This window comes from Seonamhaeicola sediminis (genome assembly GCF_004358095.2).
GTDB lineage: Bacteria > Bacteroidota > Bacteroidia > Flavobacteriales > Flavobacteriaceae > Seonamhaeicola > Seonamhaeicola sediminis.
This window is the reverse complement of sequence record NZ_SMZJ02000003.1, coordinates 137,548-159,411: the sequence shown is the minus strand read 5'-3', so window position 1 is coordinate 159,411 and position 21,864 is coordinate 137,548. Positions and strand designations below refer to the sequence as shown.

Here is a 21,864-nt window from a genome sequence, read left to right as displayed (position 1 = left end):
GTTCTTTTTTGTGCCATTCTTTGAAATAGGGTGTTTTATAAAACCATATGAGGGTAAGGAACAATGGTTTCAAACCCTTTCTTTTTAAAATAGTTGGTTGGGTTTTGTTTTGATGCTACCAAAACAAAATCTCCTCCCCAGGCACCAAGACTTTTTATGCTGCCTTCAAAGTCATTAAATAGAATTTCTTTTACTGGCTTTTGATTTGTGATTTTAGAAATAATATTTTCGTGTTGATTCATTAAGCTTTTAAACTGTTCTAGAGAATCAGAAGTAATCATTTTTAAAGTGATGGCATTCACTGTATCAATGGTTTCGGCAATTCTTGTTTTATCTTGAGCCCTGTAATGTGCAATTCCTTCTCTACTATTCTGTTTTTTATTAAGGTGAATAAAATAAAGGTGTTCTTCAAATGAAGGTTTAAAACTTACTTGACTAACTATTGGGGTTTTATAATCTAGTTGATAAGTGATAGGTGTATTATTTTGAGCACAAGCAATATCGTAACCACTACCTTTAAAGGTTTCTTCCAAAAGCATAAAAGCATCAATGTTTGCCCATTGTGCTATATTGTTGATTAAAGTTGAAGAGGTACCCAACCCCCAATTTTTAGGAAAATCTAAAACGGTTGATAGGTTGTATCCTTCTCCAGTATTTAAAAAACTTAGATTTAATTTTTTAGCGGCTTCTAATATTTGTAGTAACCTGTTAGAAATGTCATCATTTTGAGCTTGCCTCAGTGTCTTACCATGCCATTTAAATTGTCCTTCATACCAAATATTACCATTTTCGTCAATGCTTTTCCAGTATATGCAGGGTTCTGTAATACTTTCAACTTTAAGAGTTTGTCCAAATTTTGTTGGTACAGCCAAGGATATAGCACCATCTAGAACCACATATTCGCCTGTGAGCAAAAGTTTTCCGTTGCTGTATAAGTTTTGCATCTAATTATTAGCTCTTATATTTTGAATAGCTTCAGCTACTGCGCTATGAGTTACCGTATTCTTTTTAAAATGTTCCACAAGTTTTTCTTTTTCAATAGGAGTAGCTTCAAACTGATTTAAAATATTCATTAAATGCATTTTCATATGCCCCTGCTGAATACCAGTAGTTGTAAGTGATCTTAATGCAGCAAAATTTTGAGCCAAACCTGCTACAGAAACAATTTGCATTAATTCTTTAGCCGATGGTTTATGAAGCAATTCTAAAGCTAACTTAACGAGTGGATGTAAACTGGTAAGTCCGCCAACGGTACCCAAAGCAAGTGGTATTTCAATCCAAAACTTAAAAATGTCATTGTCTATTTTAGCATGTGTTAGACTGCTGTATTGACCGTTTCTTGCAGCATAGGCATGCACACAGGCTTCAACAGCTCTAAAATCGTTTCCAGTAGCCAAAACCACAGCATCAATACCGTTCATGATGCCTTTATTATGGGTTACAGCACGATAAGGCTCTATTTCAGCTATATTAACGGCCTGAACAAATTTTTCGGCAAATGCCTTTCCAGAAACGGCTTCGTTTTCAGATAAATCATCAACATGACAACTTACTTCGGCTCTAACTAAACACTCTGGCACATAATTAGAGAGTATACTCATGATAATGTCAATCTGTTTTTCGTCTTCAGAAAACAAATCAAAATGTAATGCCTCTTCTCTAAATGTCTTTGCAAATTGTTCTAAACAAGAATTGATAAAATTGGCGCCCATGGCATCAAGAGTTTCAAAAGATGCATGAAGTTGAAAATAGCCATTTATAGCCTTGTTTTTACTCCGCAATTCAATATCAATAATACCACCACCTCGTTTTTCCATATTAGAGGTAATATGTTTTGCGGCGTCAATGAGTTTAGGTTTAACAGTATTAAAAAAAGCTTTTAGTTTATCAAAATCACCATTATAAATAAAGTGTACCTGTCCAATTTTTGTAGTGGAAATCACGTTGGTTTTAAACCCGCCTCTATCCATCCAAAATTTAGCAGCCTTACTTGCTGCAGCCACAACAGAACTTTCCTCAATGGCCATTGGTATGGTGTAGAGTTTATTGTTTATCAAAAAATTTGGTGCTACACCAAGTGGTAAATAATAATTGGTTATGGTGTTCTCAATAAACTCATCGTGAAGCTGTTGCAGTTTTTCGTTCGTATTCCAATATTGTGTTATAATAGTTTTGGCACTTTCGGCATTTGAAAAATAGGTATCCACGATCCAGTCAATTTTTTTTGACTTTGAAAGTTTTGAAAAACCAGCAATGGACTTACTCATATAAAAGTGTTTATGTAGGCAAAGATACTACTCTTGGTATGAATATTTAATATCTTAATATTTATGGTGTAATTAAGTGTTAATAAATGTTAGGTTTTGAATAATTTTTAGTAAAATTGACATCGTTTTGTATTAAAATATGTTCTTTTTAAGAAACATCTATTATTTTTTATTATAAATTGTAAGGGTAATTATGTAGATGTGGTGTCTTGATTAGTACAAGTATATAAATTATTTAGATGAGATATCTTAAGTTTTCTATTGGCGTTTATTTTATTTTAACTTTTTTTTTAAACGCTCAAAATCAATTAATTACTTTAGAAGAAATATGGAGTGGGGCCTTTAGAACCGAAAGTATGGATGTATTGCACTCCATGGCAAATGGGAAGCAGTACTCGGTTTTGAATTTTGATAGAAATACAGGTTCTACCGCTATAGATATTTATGATTATCAAACCTTGGAAAGGGTAGAAAGTTTAGTGTCTTCAGCAAATATTTCAGAATTAAAATATTTTATAGATTACACGTTTAGTAAAGACGAACAAAAAGTATTATTGGCCACAGAAGTTGAGCAATTGTACAGACATTCTACTAAAGGTGTATATTTTGTGTATGATGTTCAAACCAAAGAGGTGGTTAAGTTATATGATGAAAAGGTTCAGGAACCCACATTTTCACCAGATGGGAGTAAAGTAGCTTTTGCCTTCAAGAATAACTTGTATATAAAAGACTTGCTGTCTGGTGATACCCTACAAATTACTTCAGATGGAAAAAAGAACAGCATAATTAACGGCATTACAGATTGGGTTTATGAGGAAGAGTTTGCATTTGTAAAAGCTTTTGATTGGAATGCGAACAGTAACAAAATAGCTTTTATAAGATTTGATGAAACCAATGTGCCAGAGTTTTCTATGGATATTTACGGAACAGAACTTTATCCAAAACAGCACGTGTTAAAATACCCAAAAGCAGGAGAGAAAAATTCAGAAGTATCACTTCATATATATGATTTGAACTCCAAAAAAACAGGTACCGTTAAGGTTGATAAAGACTACAGTGATTTTTATATACCTAGAATTAAATGGACAAATGAAAGTAATGTTTTAAGTGCTCATATTTTAAATAGGCATCAAAATGAATTGGACTTATGGTTTATAAATACTCAGGATAATACTACAAATCTAGTGTTAGAAGAACGTGATAAAGCTTATATTGAGGTAACAGATAATCTTACTTTTTTAAAGAATAATAGTTTTATCTGGACGAGTGAAAAAGATGGATTCAACCACATTTATCATTATTCAGAAACAGGTAAGTTAATCAATCAAGTTACTATGGGTAATTGGGAAGTTACAGAGTATTACGGTTATGATGAAAACACCAAACAAATTTTTTATCAATCGGTAGAAAACGGATCCATTAATAGAGATGTTTATTCTATAAAATTAAATGGAAGAAACAAAAAAAGGCTTACCAAAAAAGAAGGAACAAACAGTGCTTCATTTAGTGCAGACTTCTCTTATTTTATAAATTCATTTTCAAGTGCAACCACCCCGCCAGAATATACTTTAAATAGTGCTGATTCTGGTAATCTAATTAAGAGTATTAAGGATAATGATAGGTTATCTCAACAACTTTCAAATTATAAAATTTCTGAGAAGGAATTTAGTACCATTCATATTAATGGTAATGATTTAAATATGTGGATGATAAAACCAGTTAATTTTAATGAATCAAAGCAATATCCATTGTTAATGTATCAATACTCTGGTCCGGGATCACAATCAGTTGCAAATAGTTGGCATAGCTATAATGATTACTGGTACCAGCATCTAGCGCAACAAGGTTATATAGTGGCTTGTGTTGATGGTAGAGGTACTGGGTATAAGGGAGCCGATTTTAAAAAGGTTACTTATTTGAATTTAGTAAAATATGAAACTGAAGATCAAATAGAAGCGGCGAAGATATTAGGTGAATTGCCTTATATAGATGCTGATAGAATTGGGATATGGGGGTGGAGTTATGGAGGACACATGTCTACTAATTGTTTATTAAAAGGGAATGATGTGTTTAAAATGGCCATTGCTGTGGCACCAGTTACAAGTTGGCGCTTCTATGATACAATTTATACCGAGCGTTTTATGAGAACCCCTCAAGAAAACCCTAATGGATATGATGATAATTCACCATTTAATTATCCAGAGATGTTAAAAGGAGACTACTTATTAGTACACGGTTCTGGTGATGATAACGTGCATGTTCAACACACTATGAGAATGGTAGAGGCTTTAATACAAGCCAATAAAGATTTTGATTGGGCTATTTACCCAGATAAAAATCATGGTATTTATGGCGGTAACACCAGATTGCATTTGTTTAGAAAAATGACCAATTTTATTCATGAAAATTTGGGAGATAAAAGAGTGGTTAAAAAAACAAAATTAGAAGAAACTCAAATTAAAGGATAGTATATTAACTAACAATAAAATATTATGGCAAATCCTGCAACAATAAAACAAAAGGAATTATTTGGTCACCCTGTAGGGTTGTATGTGTTGTTCTTTACTGAAATGTGGGAACGTTTTTCATATTATGGAATGCGAGCCATATTAGTTTTGTATTTAGTACAGGCAACCGAAGATGCTAACCCAGGTTTAGGTTGGACAAATGGAGAAGCATTAGCGCTTTATGGCTGGTACACCATGCTTGTTTATGTCATGTCTATTCCAGGAGGCTGGATTGCAGACAAGTTTTTGGGGCAAAAAAAATCAGTTCTTTATGGAGGTATTCTTTTGGTAGCAGGTCATAGTATTTTGGCTGTAGAGCAAATGTGGGCTTTTTATACGGGTCTTGGGTTAATTATTGCTGGAGTTGGTATGTTAAAGCCTAATATTTCTACAATGGTTGGAGGATTATACAAACAAGGAGATATTCGTAGAGACAAAGGGTTTACAATTTTTTATATAGGTATAAATGTGGGAGCCTTTCTATCTAGCCTAATAGTTGGTTATGTTGGTGAAGTTCATGGTTGGCACTATGGCTTTGGTTTAGCAGGAATAGGTATGGCACTTGGGTTATTACAATATTTAATTGGACAGAAACACTTAAAGTACGTTGGTAATTTCTTGGGGAATTCAAATAATGAAGCTGACAAAGAAGCCATGAAAAAGCCTTTAACTAAGATAGAGAAAGATAGAATAGTTGTGTTATTCATATCATTTTTATTAGTGATTGTTTTTTGGGGATCTTTTGAACAGGCTGGAGGTTTAATGAATATATACGCTAAGGAAAAAACGAATAGAATGTTAATGGGTTGGGAAGTGCCAGCTTCATGGTTTCAATCTTTAAATGCAATGTTTATTATATTTTTGGGAACTTCGGTAGCTTTATATTGGGCAAATAGAAAACTAAGAGGGAAAGTGGCAACGTCTTTATTCAAAATGATTATTGGTTTAATAATTATGGGAACAGGTTTCTTTTTTATGACGGCTGCTGCTGGACAATATGAAAGTAATGGAGCATCAGCAATGTATTGGCTGGTGTTGGCTTATTTATTTCATACAGTAGGTGAACTTTGTATTTCCCCTGTTGCCTTGTCCTATATTACTAAGTTAGCCCCTGTAAAATATGCATCATTGATGATGGGAGTTTATTTTGCAATGACAGGGTTTGGTAATAAATTAGCAGGTCTTTTGGGGGAGGCTTCAGAGAGTTTAGGGGAATATAAAATATTTACCGGAATAGCAGTTTTCTGTGTGGTTTTTGGAGGACTAGTTATGCTCTTTAGAAAGAAATTAGAAACCTTAACCCATGGTGCAGAAGATAATGAAAGAGAAATGAATCATGAAGAAGTGTAAGACTTTAAAAATAGCTTATAATTAAAAACAGACATCTCTATGCAAACCAACACATCAACCGATCAATTTTTTAAAAATACTGTTCTAGGGCATCCTTCTGGATTATTTGTACTCTTTTTTACTGAAATGTGGGAACGTTTTTCGTATTACGGAATGCGTGCCATTTTAGTGATTTTTCTAACTGGAGTTATTACAGAAGATAATCCGGGTTGGGGATGGGATAAACCTGCAGCTTTGTCTCTTTTGGGAACTTATGCTATGTTTGTTTATTTAACACCAATTGTTGGTGGTTGGCTTGCCGATAATAAAATTGGTTACAGGCTTGCTGTAGTTATAGGAGCCTTATTAATGACTCTGGGTCATGCAGCTATGGCTGTTGAAACTCCAACCTTTTTATATATAGGAATTACATTACTTATTTTAGGGAATGGTTTTTTTAAACCAAACATGACATCTATAATTTCAAAAATGTATGAAGGTAGAGATGAAAAGAAAGACGGGGCTTATAACATTTTTTATATGGGTGTTAATGCAGGGGCTTTTTTAGGGATTATGTTATGTGGATGGATTGGGGAAAACATTAGTTGGAGTTACGGTTTTGGTCTTGCAGGAATTTTTATGTTTTTAGGTATGCTTCAGTTTTATTATGCACAGCCTCTTTTTGGTAATATTGGTGCTAAACCTAGAAATGAGAAAAGAGATATTATAGATGAATTAATTGACACTTCAAATAATCAGGATAACAAAAAAGAGAAATTAAACCCTTTTCTGTCTATTGATTATTTATGGGTTGGGATTTTTATTATTTCAGCTTTAATATTCATTATTAATGACCCTCTGAGTAAAATAGCTAATATTAACGTTCTTAATTTTAGCATTGCAGGAATGACAGATTCTTTATTCTTTGCATTATTAGCAGCAATTATATTTATAATAATTTTAATTGTGAGAATACCAAGGTATGAGAAATTGGTTAGAGACAGAATGATTGCCTTTACCATATTTTGTGTTTTCACAATATTCTTTTGGGCGGCTTTTGAACAAGCTGCAGGATCGCTACCGCTTTATACAAGAGATTTTACTAATAGAGTCTTAGAGGGTAATGCTTCTTTAATTTTTAAAGTTATTGATGCCATTGTAACAGTTGTACCTATCGGGATAATTACTTATGTACTTATAAGTTTATTTAGAAAAACATTTAGTAAAATTAGCCTCTCCAATATTATATTAGCCTCAAGTTTTGTGATAATTTGGGCGTTAGTAATTTACAAGCTTTATATCAACTTTAGTGTAGAAGCAAAAGAAGTAGAAATAACGTGGTTTGCTATTCTTAACTCGTTATTCATCATAATATTTGCACCTTTATTTACTAAATGGTGGGATAGTAAATATAATCCTCCAGCATCTGTTAAATATGGTTTGGGTTTAATAATTATGGCTATAGGTTTTGGTTTATTAGCTTTTGCAGCCAGAAATGTTCCCTTAGGAGCCCAAACTGCTAAATTGAGTATGATATGGTTGGTTTTTGCATATTTATTCCATACACTTGGAGAATTATGTCTATCTCCAATGGGATTGTCCTATTTAAGTAAATTAGTTCCAGCTAGAATGGTGGCGTTTATGTTTGGTGTTTATTATTTGGCAATAGCCATAGGTAACAAGATGGCTCATTATGTAGGTGGAGATATTGAAAAGATAACAGAGGAGAGTGGGTTATCTCATTTTTTTCTAATATTTACGATAGTTCCGGTATTATTAGGTTTAGTTTCATTCGCTTTACATCCATTACTTAAAAAACTCATGCATGGGGTTCGTTAATCGAATAAATCGTTAAAAAATAGTCAAAATGCTCCTGATTAGGAGCATTTTTTGTATGTTCGGAATACATTTTGAAACTTATTATATGAGTTTTAATGTATTATAAATGTTCTAAATAAATATGAAAAAGATATTATATATAATGATGTTCTTGGTGCTTGTTACTACAAAAAGTATGGCTCAGGAGATTAATTGGGTGACTTTTAATGAAGCTCTGGCACTTCAAAAAACGGCACCAAAAAAAATTATGATGGATGTTTACACCAATTGGTGTGGTCCTTGTAAAATGCTTGATAGAAATACATTTCATAATAAAGATGTGGTAGATTATGTTAATAAATATTATTATGCTGTAAAGTTTAATGCCGAAGGAAATGAGGAGGTTTCTTATGATGGTAAAAAGTTTTCAAATCCTAATTATAACCCTGACTTAGTAAATAGGAGAAATTCGGCTCATGAGTTATCAAGATACTTTCAGGTACAGGCTTACCCAACTATTGTTTTTATAGATGAGAAGGGTAAACTTATTTTTCCACTTCGAGGGTATAAAACACCAATTCAGCTTGAGTTGTATTTGAAGATGTTTAAAAATGATGATCATAAAGGAATGGATACTCAGGAAAAGTTTAATGAGTATTATAAGGCATTTAAACCTGAATTCGAAGGATAATAATTTACATTTGTAGTGTGTTATTAAACTAAATGAAAATGAAAAAAATACTTTTTGTCATATTTCTTGTAACTATAAGTTCCAGTAAAGCTTTCGCTCAACAAAGAGTACAATGGCATACAGATCTAAATCTAGCTTTAAATGTAGCTTCTAAAGAGAATAAAAAAGTATTATTATTTTTTACAGGATCTGATTGGTGCGGATGGTGTAAAAAGCTCCAAAAGGAGGTATTCGAGACTAATGATTTTGAAGAGTGGTCAAATAATGTAGTGCTGGTAGAGTTGGATTTTCCAAGAAGAACTCCTCAAGATCAAAAAATAAGAAACCAAAATTTGCAGTTACAAAGTATGTTCCAAGTAAGAGGTTATCCAACGGTTCATTTTGTGATTCCAGAAAAGATGTCTGATGGTAGAACTAATCTTAAAAGTTTAGGAAAAACAGGATATGTTAGAGGGGGTGCAACAGCTTGGTTAAATGTGGCCAACAATATAATTAACAAGACACTGTAATACTTTAGTAGTTTATTATAAAAGCTCCTTTTTTACTAGTTTGGTGAAAAGGGAGTTTTCGTTTTATGCAAGTACGCTCCCAATTTTCTATATAAGATTTATAGTTGCTTCCATCAGCAATGATATGTTTTGGTTTAACGGAATCTATCAATCTATCTAAGTTTAATTTAGGTGATTGTCTTAATAAAATATAATCAGGTTTTATAGATTTTACATTGTATATGCCTAAGCTGTCTACTACCAAAACTTTCTTGTTATTAAGTAAATAAAGCGTTTCTATAGCGGTGTTTTCAATGTTACCTATATAATTGCCAATTGTATAATCTTTTATGATTTTGTTTTGTAATTGTGTAATACTGTCAAAATCATTTGCTACTGTAATTTTGTTTTTGGTAATATTACCAATTAAACTATGTCTACTTTTGTGAAATACAATGAATTGATTTTTTGGTGATTGATATTGGGTATAGATAACCGATACTTGAAAAAGTATTACTGCAATTAAAAACAATTTAAGGGCTTTGTAATTCTTTTTTATAAATAACCTAACTAAAGAAACAACCAGAATATAAGATGCTACTACTTGTAAAACACCAAACGGAATATCTTTAATTAGAAAGGTTTCTTGATTTGATATCCAAGTAACAACGCTATTCATCCAACCAATAACATAACCAAAACTAGAGGCTACAAATTGAGGTAACACATTTAAAATGGCTAGTAGTAAAACTAAAATACCAAACCCTAAAATAATTCCTAAAAGAGGTATGATGACTAAATTTGAAATAAAGAACAATCCCGGAAATTGATGAAAGTAATAAAGGCTTACTGGGATAATTCCAAATTGAGCTGCCATAGTAACGGTAAGTGTGTGCCAGTATTTGTCTAAAAGCCAATTTTTAGGTTTCCAAAGCTTGTATAAAAGCGGATCAATTATAACAATAGCAAAAACAGCCAAGTAGCTTAGCTGAAAACCAACATCAAAAATAAATAGAGGTTTAAATAACAAAATAATAAACATTGAAATAGCCAACGTATTAAAAATATTGGTAGGCCGTTTCAAGTTCATAGCTACAGCAACAATACTAAACATGGTTACCGCTCTTGTTACAGAAGCAGATAAACCTGCAATTACAGCAAAAGCCCAAAGAATAGAAACTAATAGAATGGTTTTTAAAAGATAACCTCTTTTTAACTGTTCAATGGGTTTAAAAACAAAATTTAAAATAAGTAAAATTATACCAACGTGTAACCCTGAAACCGCCAAAATATGTACAGCTCCTGCGTTGGTGTAACTAGAATAAACCTCTTCACTAATATCCTGTCTTTGGCCTAAAAACAGTGCGTTAATTATGGCCAATTCATCAGGTTCAAAATTATAGGGTTTTAAATGGAAGTTTATATACTCTCTTATGTTGTTTGCAAGTCCAAACAAGGTGTGCGTGTTAGCACTCACCATCATAAGCGATTGCTTTTTAATAAACAGCTGATGGTATATGTATTTTTTTTCTAAGTAATTTTTGTAATCAAATTGATTAGGGTTTAATGGGGGGGTTAGGTCTTTAAAATCACTTTTTGTAATATAAATATCATCTACCTTTAAAGCCGATTGTAGTGAGTCTTTTTCAATATTTAAAAGTGACTTTCCGTTTACTTCGGTATCATTAATCTTTAAAATATCAATAACATATTTATCATAATATGTTCCCGGTTTTAAAACTTCCCGTATTCTAAATGATACCAATTTAAGAGTGTCCTTTGAGTCTAGAATATGTTGTGAGTAATGATTTGGTAAGTTCTTTTCACTATGAAAACTAGTGGTTAAAATTCCAATAGAAATCATGGTTAAGAAGCTTAAAACTCCAAACCAAATGGTTTTTATAAATTGTTTTTTGACTACAATAAAAACAACTATTAGAATGAAAAATAAAGAGCATGTTAAGTATAAGGAGGTTTGTGTAGAAATATTAACTAAGTAGCTAGCTACTATACCAATTATAAGACAAATGGTGAGTTTAATGACAGTAAAATTGAGTAGCTGCATAGCTGAAAGATAAAAAATATCCTATAATATTCGACGCGCTTCAACAAATGCCTTGTTCCAATAATCTTCAGAAAGTTGGGAGACAATAACACCTTTTTTTGTAGTGGCATGAATAAACTCTAAAATCTTTTCTGTAGCTTTTATAACCAATCCCACATGGTTAATGGCATTTCTACGGTTTTTAGTTTTAAAGAAAAGTAGATCACCTTCTTGAACTTCTTTGAGTTTTATTTTTTTTCCTTTTTTTGCCATGTCTCTAGAGATTCTAGGTAAATAAATATCATGCGCTCTAAATGACTCATAAACCAGCCCAGAGCAATCCATTCCTGTCTTGGTAGTGCCTCCCCATTTATACCTAACACCTTTAAACTGTACAGCAAATTTAACAACGTCTTCAGCTTTTGTGGTTGAGGTTTTCGCATTGGTATCGTAAATGCCATCAGAACTATCAGTTTCTGATTTCTTTGTAATAACTTCTGAGGTTGAATCCTTTTTGTTTTTAGCTTTTTTTGAAGATTTGCAGCTTCCAAGGGTTAAGATAAAAATTAATAATAAAAGAACCTTTTTCATTATTAAGGTTTTATAGATTGGTAAATTAACTTAGCTGTTTTTTGGCTTGCTCCTTTTCCGCCTAATGCTTTTTCTAATTCATAATAGTCTTCAAAAATGCGTTTTCGGTTTTTAGTATCTAGAATAGCAATAAACTCTTTTTTGAGTTGTTTTTTATTGAAATCGTTTTGAATAAGTTCAGTAACTACTTCTTTATCCATTACCAAGTTTACTAAAGAGATAAACTTTAAAGTAATGATTCGTTTTGCAATATGATACGAAATAGCACTACCTTTATAACAAACCACTTGTGGAACTTTAAATAGTGCCGTTTCTAAAGTAGCGGTACCAGAAGTAACCAAGGCAGCATAAGAAACACTCAATAAATCATAGGTTTTATTGGTGATAAACTTTACATTATTGGTTTTAATAAACTGCTCATAGAAACTGTATTCTTGACTGGGAGCACCACCAACCACAAACTGATACTCTTTAAAATCATCTACCAAACTTAGCATGACCGAAAGCATCTTTTTAATTTCCTGTTTTCTGCTTCCTGGTAGTAATGCAATAATTGGTTTATTGTTTAAATTGTGTTCTTTTTTAAATTTTGTTATATCTGTTTGTTTTCGTTGAGCAATAGCATCTATTAAAGGGTGTCCAACAAAATGAACTTTATAACCATATTTTTCATAGAAAGGTTTTACAAAAGGAAGAATTACATACATAGCATCTATATCACGTTTTATAGAGGCCACCCTACTGGCTCTTGAAGCCCAAACCTGAGGGGAGATATAATAGTTGGTCCTAAAACCTTCGGTTTTAGCCCATTTGGCAATACGAAGATTAAATCCAGAATTGTCAATAAAAACAACAACATCTGGGTTAAAATTTTTAATATCTTCTTTACAGAAAGCAATTAGTTTGAAGATTTTTGAGAGGTTCATGATAACTTCAATAAATCCCATAAAAGCACGTTCTTTGTAATGTTTTACAAGAGTGCCACCAACAGCTTGCATAAGGTCACCGCCCCAAAAACGGATATTGGCATGTGCATCTTCTTTTAGCAATGCCTTCATGAGGTTAGAGCCATGTAAATCTCCCGATGCCTCTCCTGCAAGGATATAGTATTTCATTTATAGCATTAAAAAAGTTTAAAAATAAAAGTAAAAACTGCTATAAATACAGTGATTAAAAGAACTCCTCTAGCTCTGTAATCTTGTCTTTTCTTTATAAACAGAAAAAAGGCAATTAAGTTTAAAATGGCTCCTAGACTAATGAGTTTTCCTAAAAAACCTTCATTAGCGGCAGCTTTAATTACGTTGGTAAAATCGTCGCCATTACCCAATATAGTAGCTGTAATGATTAAACCAACACTATTTGCAATTAAACCAACAAACATACCTATAATAATCTCTTTTTTCATCTGTTTAAATTCCAAGTATTTAATTCTTTTAAAAACTTATGTGCAGTTAAGTCAAACTGTGTTGGTACTACCGATATGTAGCCATTTTCCAAAGCATGTTCATCAGTATCTGTTCCACTGTCTAAATTAATAAATTCTCCAGAGAGCCAATAATAATCCTTGCCAGACGGATTTTGACGTTTATCAAAAGCTTCTACCCAATTTCCTTTAGCCTGTCTGCAAACCTTTATGCCTTTTATGTCTTTTAGGGGAAGGTTTGGGATATTTACGTTTAAAACAACACCATCAGGTAGTTTATTTTTTAAAACCTCTTTTGTAATGTTTTCTACAAAACTTTTAGAAGCTTCAAAATTAGCATCCCAAGCATAGTTTAGTAGCGAAAATCCAATAGCAGGAACACCTTCAATACCAGCTTCAACGGCAGCACTCATGGTTCCAGAATAGATGACATTAATAGATGAGTTTGAGCCATGATTGATACCCGATACACATAAATCTGGTTTCCTGTTCAATAATTCCCTAATAGCAAGTTTAACACAATCTGCTGGCGTACCGGAACATCGGTACTCTGTCTGAGGGCCATCATCAACTTTAACTTTATTTACATAAAGCGTTGCATCAACTGTAATGGCGTGTCCCATGCCACTTTGAGGGCTATCTGGAGCTACAACCACAACATCTCCAATAGTATTCATTACGCTGATTAGCGTTCTAATTCCTGGAGCATTGATACCATCGTCGTTAGTAACTAATATAAGCGGTTTTTCTGTCATTAGATTCTTAGTAAAATCATCGCTAAAATACATAATTTCATTAGTAAACACTTATTTTCTTTGGTTTAACAAAAAATTAGAGGTATTTGCCCTAATTGGCATAGTTTTTTCTTTATTTTAGTGAAAAATTACTATTATTTTTAATAGAACTCAAAAAAATAATCGGATGAAAAAAATTATGAAAAGGAATTATAAAGTTCTATCCCTATTGTTGTTGCTTGCTTTTGCCTCGTGCAGTTTTACAACAAAAACATTTGATAACCCAGACAAAGATAAGTTGTTGGTTCAAATAATAACCTTTGTCTTAGAACGAGGTCACTTTGATCCTATAGCTATGGACGATAACTTTTCTGAGGAATTATTCAATGATTACATTGAAACTTTAGATCCGTTTAAACGTTATTTTTATGAGTCTGATATAAAGGATTTTGAAAAATTTAAATTTCAATTGGATGATCAGATTAAAGCTACAGATGTTACTTTTTTCAATATCACTCATGAAAGATTGTTAAAACGAATAGCAGAAGCCAAGGATGTTTATAAAGAAATTTTAGATAAGCCTTTTGATTATTCTATTGACGAAACGTTTGATACAGATTATGATAAATATGAATTTGTTAAAAATAAAAAGCAGTTAAGAGAACGTTGGAGAAAACAACTTAAATTTTCTACACTTTCTAACTATGATGATATTCAAATTCAGGAAGAACAATCAAAAGAACGTGATGATTCTTACAAGATAAAGAACAAAGTTGAAGTTGAAAAAGAGGCTAGGGAAGCCACTCTAAAATCTATTGAAATTTATTTTAATGATAACATTGATGATTTAAAACGTGAAGACTGGTTTGCAATTTATGTAAACACCATTGTTGAGGAATTTGATCCACACACGTATTATTTACCACCAAGAAGCAAAGAAGCCTTTGATATGGATATGTCAGGTAAGTTAGAAGGAATAGGTGCAAGGCTTCAAAAGCGTATGGATTATATCAAGATTGTTGAGTTGATTTCTGGAGGCCCCGCTTGGAGAAGTCAAGAGCTTGAGGTTGAGGATGTTATTTTAAAAGTGAAGCAAGAAGACGAAGAGTTTCCTATAGATATTGTTGGAATGCGAATTAATGATGCTATTAAATATATAAAAGGACCAAAAGGAACTAAAGTAACCCTTACCATTAAAAAAGTTGATGGTACCATAAAAGATGTTACTATAACTAGAGATGTGGTTGAGTTAGGAGAGACATATGCTAAATCATCTGTGGTTGAGAAAGATGGAAAAACTTTCGGCATTATTAACTTGCCTAAGTTTTATGTAGATTTTAATGATTATAAAAATATTAATGCAGCCCAAGATGTTAAGAAAGAAATTGAGCGATTAAAGTTAGAAGGCATGGAGGGCTTGGTGTTAGATTTGAGAAACAATGGCGGCGGTTCTTTACCAACAGTGGTTGAAATGGCAGGTTTGTTCATTAAAGAAGGTCCTGTTGTTCAGGTGCGTTCTACAGGGTCAAATAAAGAAGTATTAAAGGATAGAGATAAATCTATTGCTTGGGATGGGCCATTGGTTATTCTGGTAAATGAATTATCGGCTTCAGCTTCTGAAATTATGGCTGCTGCTATGCAAGATTATAAACGTGCCATAATAATTGGTAGTAAACAAACCTATGGTAAAGGAACGGTTCAAAACGTCTATAATTTAAATGATTTGGTAAGAAGTAATACCAGTGGAGACTTAGGAGCACTTGCTTTTACTACTCAGAAATACTATAGAATAAATGGTGGTTCGGTGCAGTTAGAAGGCGTTCAAAGTGATGTAGAAGTGCCTGGGCGCTTTAGTTTTATTGAGGTTGGTGAAAAGGAAAAAGACAATCCGTTACCTTATGATGAAATTACATCTGCAGACTTTACACCTTGGGAGTACTATTATGATTATGATACAACCATCAATAGAAGCAAAGAGCGTATGAGTCGTAATGAGCAGTTAAACCTTATTGAAGAAAATGCGAGGTGGGTAAAAAGTAAAATTGATCAAACGGTTGTATCTCTAAATTATGAAAAGTACAAAGAGCAGATTGAAAATGAAAAAGAGGAGAGTAAAGTATTTGATGCCATATCACAATACCAAACTAATTTAACATTTAAATCACATGCTTTTGAACAATCGCTTTTTGAGCAAGATACAACAGATTTAAAGGAAAAGCGTGAGCGTTGGCATAAAAGTTTGTCTAAAGATGTATACGTTGAAGAGGCACTAAACGTTTTAGAAGACTTAAAATTATCGTATCCAATAAAAAATGTTATTGCAGCTAAAACTCAAACAGAAACAAAATCTGTTAAACAATAGAAATATTTGTTTATGAGTCATAAATCAAACTCATTAAAACAATTAGCGCTCCAGAAGTTTAAAAAGAACTTTTGGGGCGTTTTTAGTTTTTACTTTTTAATACTGGTTGGTTTAATTTCTGTATTTGCCTATGTTATTGCTCCTGATAACTCAAAGCATTCTAATCAAATGCACTTATCTATCCATTCTAAAAAACCTGGGTTTAAGGTAACTATGTTAACCATTCCTTCTCAATTCAAAACAGAGCAAAGTATACTTAACAAAAGCTTCTTCGGAAAGAAAAATGCTGATACTGAAGTTCCAATTTTAGAATATACTATTGAATCCGAAACTTTAATTTATATTGAATATGTTGGTGATGGTCTACAAGGTGTAGAAAAGCAAATTAGTTTAAAGGTTTTTCCAGAAGGTAATGCAAGGAGTTATATTAAAGAAAAGACGTTTTTTTTTGGAACTGACAAGTATGGAAGAGATTTACTTAGTAGAGTTTTGGTAGGAGCAAGAATATCTTTCTTTATTGGTTTTGTAGCAGTATTTATTTCGTTAATAATTGGTGTTTTAATGGGGAGTTTAGCTGGTTATTTTGGAGGCAAAGTAGATGCTGTTATCATGTGGATCATAAACGTTACTTGGTCTATTCCTACGTTATTATTGGTAATAGCTATAACATTGGCTTTAGGTAAAGGTTTTTGGCAAGTTTTTATTGCCGTAGGGCTCACTATGTGGGTTGAGGTTGCTAGAGTGGTACGCGGACAAATAATCAGTGCCAAAGAAATGCAATATGTTACGGCAGCAAGGGCTTTAGGTTTTAGTGATTTAAGAATTATAACAAAACATATTCTGCCTAATATTATGGCTCCAGTTATTGTGATTTCTGCAGCTAATTTTGCTGCAGCTATTTTAATTGAAAGTGGTCTTAGTTTTTTAGGTATTGGTGCTCAACCACCTATGGCAAGTTGGGGGGCAATGATTAAAGATCACTACAATTACATTATTCTTGGGAAACCTTATCTAGCCATTATTCCTGGGTTGTGTATAATGAGTTTGGTTATGGCTTTTATGTTAATAGGTAATGCTTTACGTGATGCTCTAGATGTCAAAAGCTAATCTCCTAATTTAGAGTTTAAGGTTTTAGTCTGTGTATAAACTTTTATAAATAGAGTGTTAAAAAAAGTTTAAAACTGGTTACTGTAGATTTCTAATATAATTTCTGAGGCTTTTTTAGCGTCTTCTCCATTTATCAAAGGTTCTTTTCCCTTAATAATGGAATTTACAAAGTCGTTAATTAAAAACTCATGATTCGTTGTATCTTCAACCATGGCGGTTGCAGCACCTGTATGGGTATTACTAGTTTTAGATTGTGTAGTAGGGTTTTCTAGGTCTTCCATATCCCAATGCGTAATCACATCGTTTTCCATAATTAAATAGCCTTTGCTGGAGTAAATTTCCATTTTGGCAGGAAAACCAGGTTTGCAAACCGTAGAGGCTGTAATAGTGTTAATCATGCCTGAATCGTGTACGCAAATGGCAACGCCATGATCTTCAACTTCAATATCGTGAGCAAAAGTGTTTAACTTACTTACAATTTTACAAGGCTTACCAAAATACCAATTATATAAATCAATGTAGTGGGAAGCTTGTTGCACAAAAGGACCTCCACCATCAATATCTTTTGTGCCTCTATATGATGCTGAGTTGTAATAGTTATCGTCTCTATAATTTTTTACAGATAAGTCAACTGAAAAGATTTTTCCTAATTTATTTTCTTGAATGAGTTTTTTTATCACGGGATTGTCAGAACTGTAACGACGTTGGTAAGCCACTCCTAAAAGCACATTATTATTTTTGCATATGCTAATCATATCGTCCATAGCTTTTAAGGTAACATCTAGAGGTTTTTCACAAAAAACATGTTTATTCAAGGTAGCAGCTTCAATAGCGCTTACATGATGTAGCCCAGGAGGGGTGCAAATAATAACCGCATTAAAATCTATAGTAATATCCTTTAAAGAAGTAAAAGTAGGTAGGTCTTTTTGTTTTGAAGGGGATTTGAGGCGTTTTGAAACAACGGCAACTATATCAGCATTATCAATATTTTGAATGGCCGAAACGTAAGTGTTTGCAATATTACCACTTCCTACAATTACAAACTTTATTTTTTTATTCATGTTTTTACTTTATGATTTTAAGTAGGGGTTTAGGAGTTAATATTAGTATTTAAACCATTAATAAACTCTAAAACATTATCTTTTCCAATATTTTTTGAAGATGATGTAATGAAATAGTTTGGTATTTCTTCCCATGTTTCCAAGAGAATACTTTTGTAAGCTTCAACATGGTTTTCAATAGCTTTAGGTTTTAATTTGTCTGCTTTTGTAAAGATGATGCCAAAAGGAATGCTATTTTCTCCAAGCCATTGCATAAATTCTAAGTCGATAGGTTGAGGCTCGTGTCTTATGTCTACTAAAACAAAACCACAAACCAATTGTTCTCGATTTTTAAAGTATTGTGTGATAAACTTTTGAAAAACTTTTTTAGATGATTTTGAAACCTTTGCATAACCATAACCTGGTAAATCTACTAAATGCCAATTTTTGTTAATTAAAAAATGGTTTATTAGTTGCGTTTTTCCTGGTTTTCCAGAGGTTTTTGCTAAGCTTTTTCTGCCAGTAAGCATATTTATTAGAGATGATTTACCAACATTGCTACGGCCAATAAAAGCATATTCGGGGAGCATACTCTTTGGGCATTTGGCAACGTCAGAATTACTCATCACAAATTCTGCAGATTTAATTTCCATTATAGTATTTTTAATACTTTCACTGAACGAAGCTCAAGTAAAAATAGGGATGTCTTAAATTAAAAACCTCTTTTGTTTAGCCACCTTTCCAAAATAGCATTAAACTCATCTGGGTGTTCCATCATGGCGGCGTGTCCGCATTTATCAATCCAAAATAAATCAGAATCGGGAAGTAATTCATGAAATTCCTTAGCAACATCTGGTGGTGTTACATTGTCATTTTTCCCCCATATAATACAGGTAGGCGTATACATTTTAGGTAAGTCTTTAGCCATGTTATGTCTTATGGCACTTTTAGCAATAGCTAAGGTTTTTACAAGTTTGTTACGGTCGTTTACAGTAGCATAAACTTCATCAACAATTTCTTTAGTGGCTATTTCTGGATCATAAAAAACTTCTTGAGCTTTTTTCTTTATAACCTCATAGTCACTGCGTTTAGTATAGCCACTACCCATGGCGCTTTCATAAAGCCCAGAACTACCTGTAATAATTAAAGCTTTTACTTTTTCGGCATATAATTTTGTGTGGTATAAACCAATATGGCCACCAAGTGAGTTTCCTAGTAATATAACTTTATCAAAACCTTTAAAATCTATAAACTCATGCAAGTAGGTCGCAAAACTTTTTACGTTTGTTTTTAATAAAGACATGGTGTAAATGGGAAGTTCTGGTATAATGACTTGATACCCTTTTTTACTAAAAAAATTTATAACAGAGTCAAAATTACTCAATCCACCCATAAGGCCATGAAGCACTATAATTGGTGTGCCTTCGCCTGCTTCTATATAGTTGTAATTACCTTCTTTTTTTAAACGATGCGTCATTAATCAGTTGTCGTTTCATTAAAAACAAATATAGGTATTTCATTCATATTTCAATGATTTTAATTCATTCAACAAAAGAAATGGGAAAAGTAAAGCTGTTAATAATATTCTTGAGAGGCTATTCTTTGCATGTAATTCTTTGACTGCTAGTGTTTATATGGATTGTTTGGTTTGCAAATCTTCTTAAAACTGTGTTTTGTCGAAAAATTATTAACAATGTGGTAGAATGTGGTAAAATGTGGTAAATTTTTCAATATATTTGAATTCTAAATAGCATAACCAACAATTCACAATTGAGTTTTTTAACTGGAACATACGAATGCAAAGTAGATGCAAAGGGTAGGTTGATGTTGCCTGCTCCTTTAAAAAAGCAGATGGCTTCTATATTGGCAGAAGGTTTTGTGTTACGGCGTTCTGTGTTTCAAAAGTGTCTTGAGTTGTATCCTATGGCGGAGTGGCAGATCCTCATGGATAAAATAAATAAGCTTAATAGATTTAAAAAGAAGAATAACGACTTTATTAGAAGATTTACTGCAGGTGTTAAAATGGTGGAGGTTGATGTAAATGGGCGTTTACTAATTCCTAAAGATTTGACGGTATTTGCTAATATTTCAAAGAATATTGTGGTTGCTTCTGCTATTAACATTATTGAAATTTGGGATAAAGACTTATATGAACAGGCTATAGATGATGCAACTTTAGATTTTGCAGATTTAGCTGAAGAAGTAATGGGACAAGATGATGATGACTATGGAATATCATAATCCAGTTTTGCTAAAAGAAACAGTTGATGGTTTAAATATTAAGCCAGATGGTGTTTATGTTGATGTGACGTTTGGTGGTGGTGGACACAGTAAAGAGATTTTAAAAAGACTTGGTGATAATGGTAAGTTGTTTGCTTTTGATCAGGATGAAGACGCTCTTAAAAATACAATTAATGATGCTCGGTTTACATTAATAAATGAAAACTTTAGATATGTAAAGCGTTTTTTAAGGCTTTACGGCGTAAGGCAAGTTGATGGGATTTTAGCTGATTTTGGAGTGTCATCACATCAGTTTGATATTCCAGAGCGTGGTTTCTCTACTCGTTTTGAGGCTAATTTAGATATGAGGATGAATCAACGTAATAAGTTGTCTGCATTTCATGTGGTAAATGAATATGATGAAGAACAGTTAAGGCAGGTCTTTGCGCAGTATGGAGAGTTGAGGTCTGCACCAGCTATGGCGAGATTAATTGCTGCATATAGGCAAACAGAACCTATAGTAACAAGTGAGCAATTAAAATTGGTTTTAAAAAAGTTTCTACCGCCTCGTCATGAAAATAAGGTTTTGGCTCAGATATATCAGGCTATTCGAATAGAAGTAAATCAGGAGATTGAAGTGCTAAAGGAATTTTTATTGCAAACTCCTGAGCTTTTAGTTAAAGGAGGTAGGTTAAGTTTTATTTCATATCATTCATTAGAGGATAGGTTGGTTAAGCGTTTTATTAGAAATGGCATGTTTGAGGGGGAGCCAGAGCGAGATGTGTTTGGGAATTTTGAAGTGCCTTTAAGAAAGGTTGGTGGGCTCATAACGCCTTCTAAAGAAGAGGTGAAAATAAATAATAGAGCTAGGAGTGCAAAACTTAGAATAGCGGAAAAATTATAAGTGAAGAAGCGTATCTACAGCATACTGAAAGGAACCTTTTTGGTGAGCGATGATTCTTTTAAGAATTGGCGATTTATCATTTTTATCTCTTTGCTAGCTATAATAATGATTGCTAGCTCTCATAGCGCTGATAAAAAAGTATATGAAATAGCAAGATTGAAGAATGAGGTAAAAGAAATTAGGTCCACCTTCTTAGAAGGTCGTACCAAATTAATGCGGCTTAAGATGGAATCTAATGTAATAAGTATAATGAAACAAAAAGGTATTAAGCCTTCAGTGATTCCTCCTAAAAAAATAAAAGTAACATCTAAAAATTAAAATAAGCATTGGCAGTTAACG

The 21,864-nt window shown here is 32.7% G+C and carries 20 protein-coding genes; 10 read left to right on the top strand and 10 right to left on the bottom strand.

The annotated features are described in order from the left end of the window. Window positions 1-35: 35 nt before the first annotated feature. Window positions 36-944: a GYDIA family GHMP kinase gene (locus E1J38_RS05310; protein WP_133356133.1), complete on the bottom strand. Its 909-nt coding sequence runs from the start codon at window positions 942-944 to the stop codon at window positions 36-38. Then, a complete protein-coding gene (locus E1J38_RS05305) occupies window positions 945-2,267 on the bottom strand; it encodes a hydroxymethylglutaryl-CoA reductase, degradative (protein ID WP_133356132.1) in 1,323 nt (440 codons plus the stop codon). It abuts the gene before it with no gap. A gap of 239 nt (window positions 2,268-2,506) precedes the next feature. On the opposite strand from E1J38_RS05305, the gene E1J38_RS05300 reads away from it, so the two are divergent. The 5 genes from E1J38_RS05300 (at window position 2,507) to E1J38_RS05280 (ending at window position 9,121) form a co-directional block, all read left to right on the top strand. Beyond that, on the top strand, window positions 2,507-4,735 hold the full coding sequence (locus E1J38_RS05300) for a S9 family peptidase (protein ID WP_133356131.1): 2,229 nt from the start codon (window positions 2,507-2,509) through the stop codon (window positions 4,733-4,735). Between the two features lie 24 nt (window positions 4,736-4,759). Further along, window positions 4,760-6,124 (top strand): peptide MFS transporter, encoded by a 1,365-nt coding sequence (locus E1J38_RS05295; RefSeq protein WP_133356130.1) that lies wholly within the window; start codon window positions 4,760-4,762, stop codon window positions 6,122-6,124. A 39-nt stretch (window positions 6,125-6,163) separates the two neighbouring features. Further along, entirely contained in the window at window positions 6,164-7,942 is a 1,779-nt protein-coding gene (locus E1J38_RS05290) for a peptide MFS transporter (RefSeq protein WP_133356129.1), read from the top strand. 121 nt (window positions 7,943-8,063) lie between these two features. Beyond that, window positions 8,064-8,612 carry a thioredoxin family protein gene (locus tag E1J38_RS05285; protein WP_133356128.1) on the top strand — a complete coding sequence of 183 codons (549 nt, stop codon included), beginning with the start codon at window positions 8,064-8,066 and terminating at the stop codon, window positions 8,610-8,612. 38 nt (window positions 8,613-8,650) lie between these two features. Beyond that, window positions 8,651-9,121, top strand: a complete 471-nt coding sequence (locus E1J38_RS05280; RefSeq protein WP_133356127.1) for a thioredoxin family protein — start codon at window positions 8,651-8,653, stop codon at window positions 9,119-9,121. A gap of 4 nt (window positions 9,122-9,125) precedes the next feature. Here the strand turns inward: E1J38_RS05280 and E1J38_RS05275 are convergent, their stop codons facing one another. Genes E1J38_RS05275 through surE form a run of 5 tightly spaced genes read right to left on the bottom strand, consistent with a single transcriptional unit; the run spans window position 9,126 to window position 13,913 of the window. Then, the gene (locus E1J38_RS05275) at window positions 9,126-11,165 is read right to left on the bottom strand and encodes a ComEC/Rec2 family competence protein (protein ID WP_133356126.1); all 2,040 of its coding nucleotides are present in this window, start codon (window positions 11,163-11,165) and stop codon (window positions 9,126-9,128) included. Between the two features lie 21 nt (window positions 11,166-11,186). Next, window positions 11,187-11,735 carry a C40 family peptidase gene (locus E1J38_RS05270; protein ID WP_133356125.1) on the bottom strand — a complete coding sequence of 183 codons (549 nt, stop codon included), beginning with the start codon at window positions 11,733-11,735 and terminating at the stop codon, window positions 11,187-11,189. A 2-nt stretch (window positions 11,736-11,737) separates the two neighbouring features. After that, a complete protein-coding gene (lpxB, locus tag E1J38_RS05265; RefSeq protein WP_133356124.1) occupies window positions 11,738-12,850 on the bottom strand; it encodes a lipid-A-disaccharide synthase in 1,113 nt (370 codons plus the stop codon). Window positions 12,851-12,858: 8 nt separating this feature from the next. Next, a complete protein-coding gene (locus E1J38_RS05260; protein ID WP_133356123.1) occupies window positions 12,859-13,140 on the bottom strand; it encodes a hypothetical protein in 282 nt (93 codons plus the stop codon). Then, the gene (surE, locus tag E1J38_RS05255) at window positions 13,137-13,913 is read right to left on the bottom strand and encodes a 5'/3'-nucleotidase SurE (protein ID WP_133356122.1); all 777 of its coding nucleotides are present in this window, start codon (window positions 13,911-13,913) and stop codon (window positions 13,137-13,139) included. The genes E1J38_RS05260 and surE overlap by 4 nt, the downstream gene beginning before the upstream one ends. Before the next feature lie 178 nt (window positions 13,914-14,091). Between surE and E1J38_RS05250 the strand changes: the two genes are divergently transcribed. Then, window positions 14,092-16,254 carry a carboxy terminal-processing peptidase gene (locus tag E1J38_RS05250; protein ID WP_133356328.1) on the top strand — a complete coding sequence of 721 codons (2,163 nt, stop codon included), beginning with the start codon at window positions 14,092-14,094 and terminating at the stop codon, window positions 16,252-16,254. A 12-nt stretch (window positions 16,255-16,266) separates the two neighbouring features. Beyond that, complete coding sequence (locus E1J38_RS05245) at window positions 16,267-17,361, top strand: ABC transporter permease (RefSeq protein WP_133356121.1); 1,095 nt, start codon at window positions 16,267-16,269, stop codon at window positions 17,359-17,361. A 68-nt stretch (window positions 17,362-17,429) separates the two neighbouring features. Here the strand turns inward: E1J38_RS05245 and E1J38_RS05240 are convergent, their stop codons facing one another. The 3 genes from E1J38_RS05240 to E1J38_RS05230 are packed head-to-tail and all read right to left on the bottom strand — an operon-like array spanning window position 17,430 to window position 19,878. Beyond that, window positions 17,430-18,422 (bottom strand): Gfo/Idh/MocA family protein, encoded by a 993-nt coding sequence (locus tag E1J38_RS05240; RefSeq protein ID WP_133356120.1) that lies wholly within the window; start codon window positions 18,420-18,422, stop codon window positions 17,430-17,432. Between the two features lie 29 nt (window positions 18,423-18,451). Then, a complete protein-coding gene (gene yihA / locus E1J38_RS05235) occupies window positions 18,452-19,054 on the bottom strand; it encodes a ribosome biogenesis GTP-binding protein YihA/YsxC (RefSeq protein ID WP_133356119.1) in 603 nt (200 codons plus the stop codon). A 59-nt stretch (window positions 19,055-19,113) separates the two neighbouring features. Then, window positions 19,114-19,878, bottom strand: a complete 765-nt coding sequence (locus tag E1J38_RS05230; RefSeq protein WP_133356118.1) for an alpha/beta fold hydrolase — start codon at window positions 19,876-19,878, stop codon at window positions 19,114-19,116. Window positions 19,879-20,171: 293 nt separating this feature from the next. On the opposite strand from E1J38_RS05230, the gene mraZ reads away from it, so the two are divergent. From mraZ to E1J38_RS05215, 3 genes are read left to right on the top strand one after another with little or no spacing between them, the layout of a single operon-like run. Then, window positions 20,172-20,642 (top strand): division/cell wall cluster transcriptional repressor MraZ, encoded by a 471-nt coding sequence (gene mraZ / locus E1J38_RS05225; protein ID WP_133356117.1) that lies wholly within the window; start codon window positions 20,172-20,174, stop codon window positions 20,640-20,642. Then, entirely contained in the window at window positions 20,617-21,525 is a 909-nt protein-coding gene (rsmH, locus tag E1J38_RS05220) for a 16S rRNA (cytosine(1402)-N(4))-methyltransferase RsmH (RefSeq protein ID WP_133356116.1), read from the top strand. The genes mraZ and rsmH overlap by 26 nt, the downstream gene beginning before the upstream one ends. After that, window positions 21,526-21,843, top strand: coding sequence for an FtsL-like putative cell division protein (locus E1J38_RS05215; RefSeq protein WP_133356115.1), 318 nt, complete (start codon window positions 21,526-21,528; stop codon window positions 21,841-21,843). The last annotated feature ends 21 nt before the right edge of the window (window positions 21,844-21,864 follow it).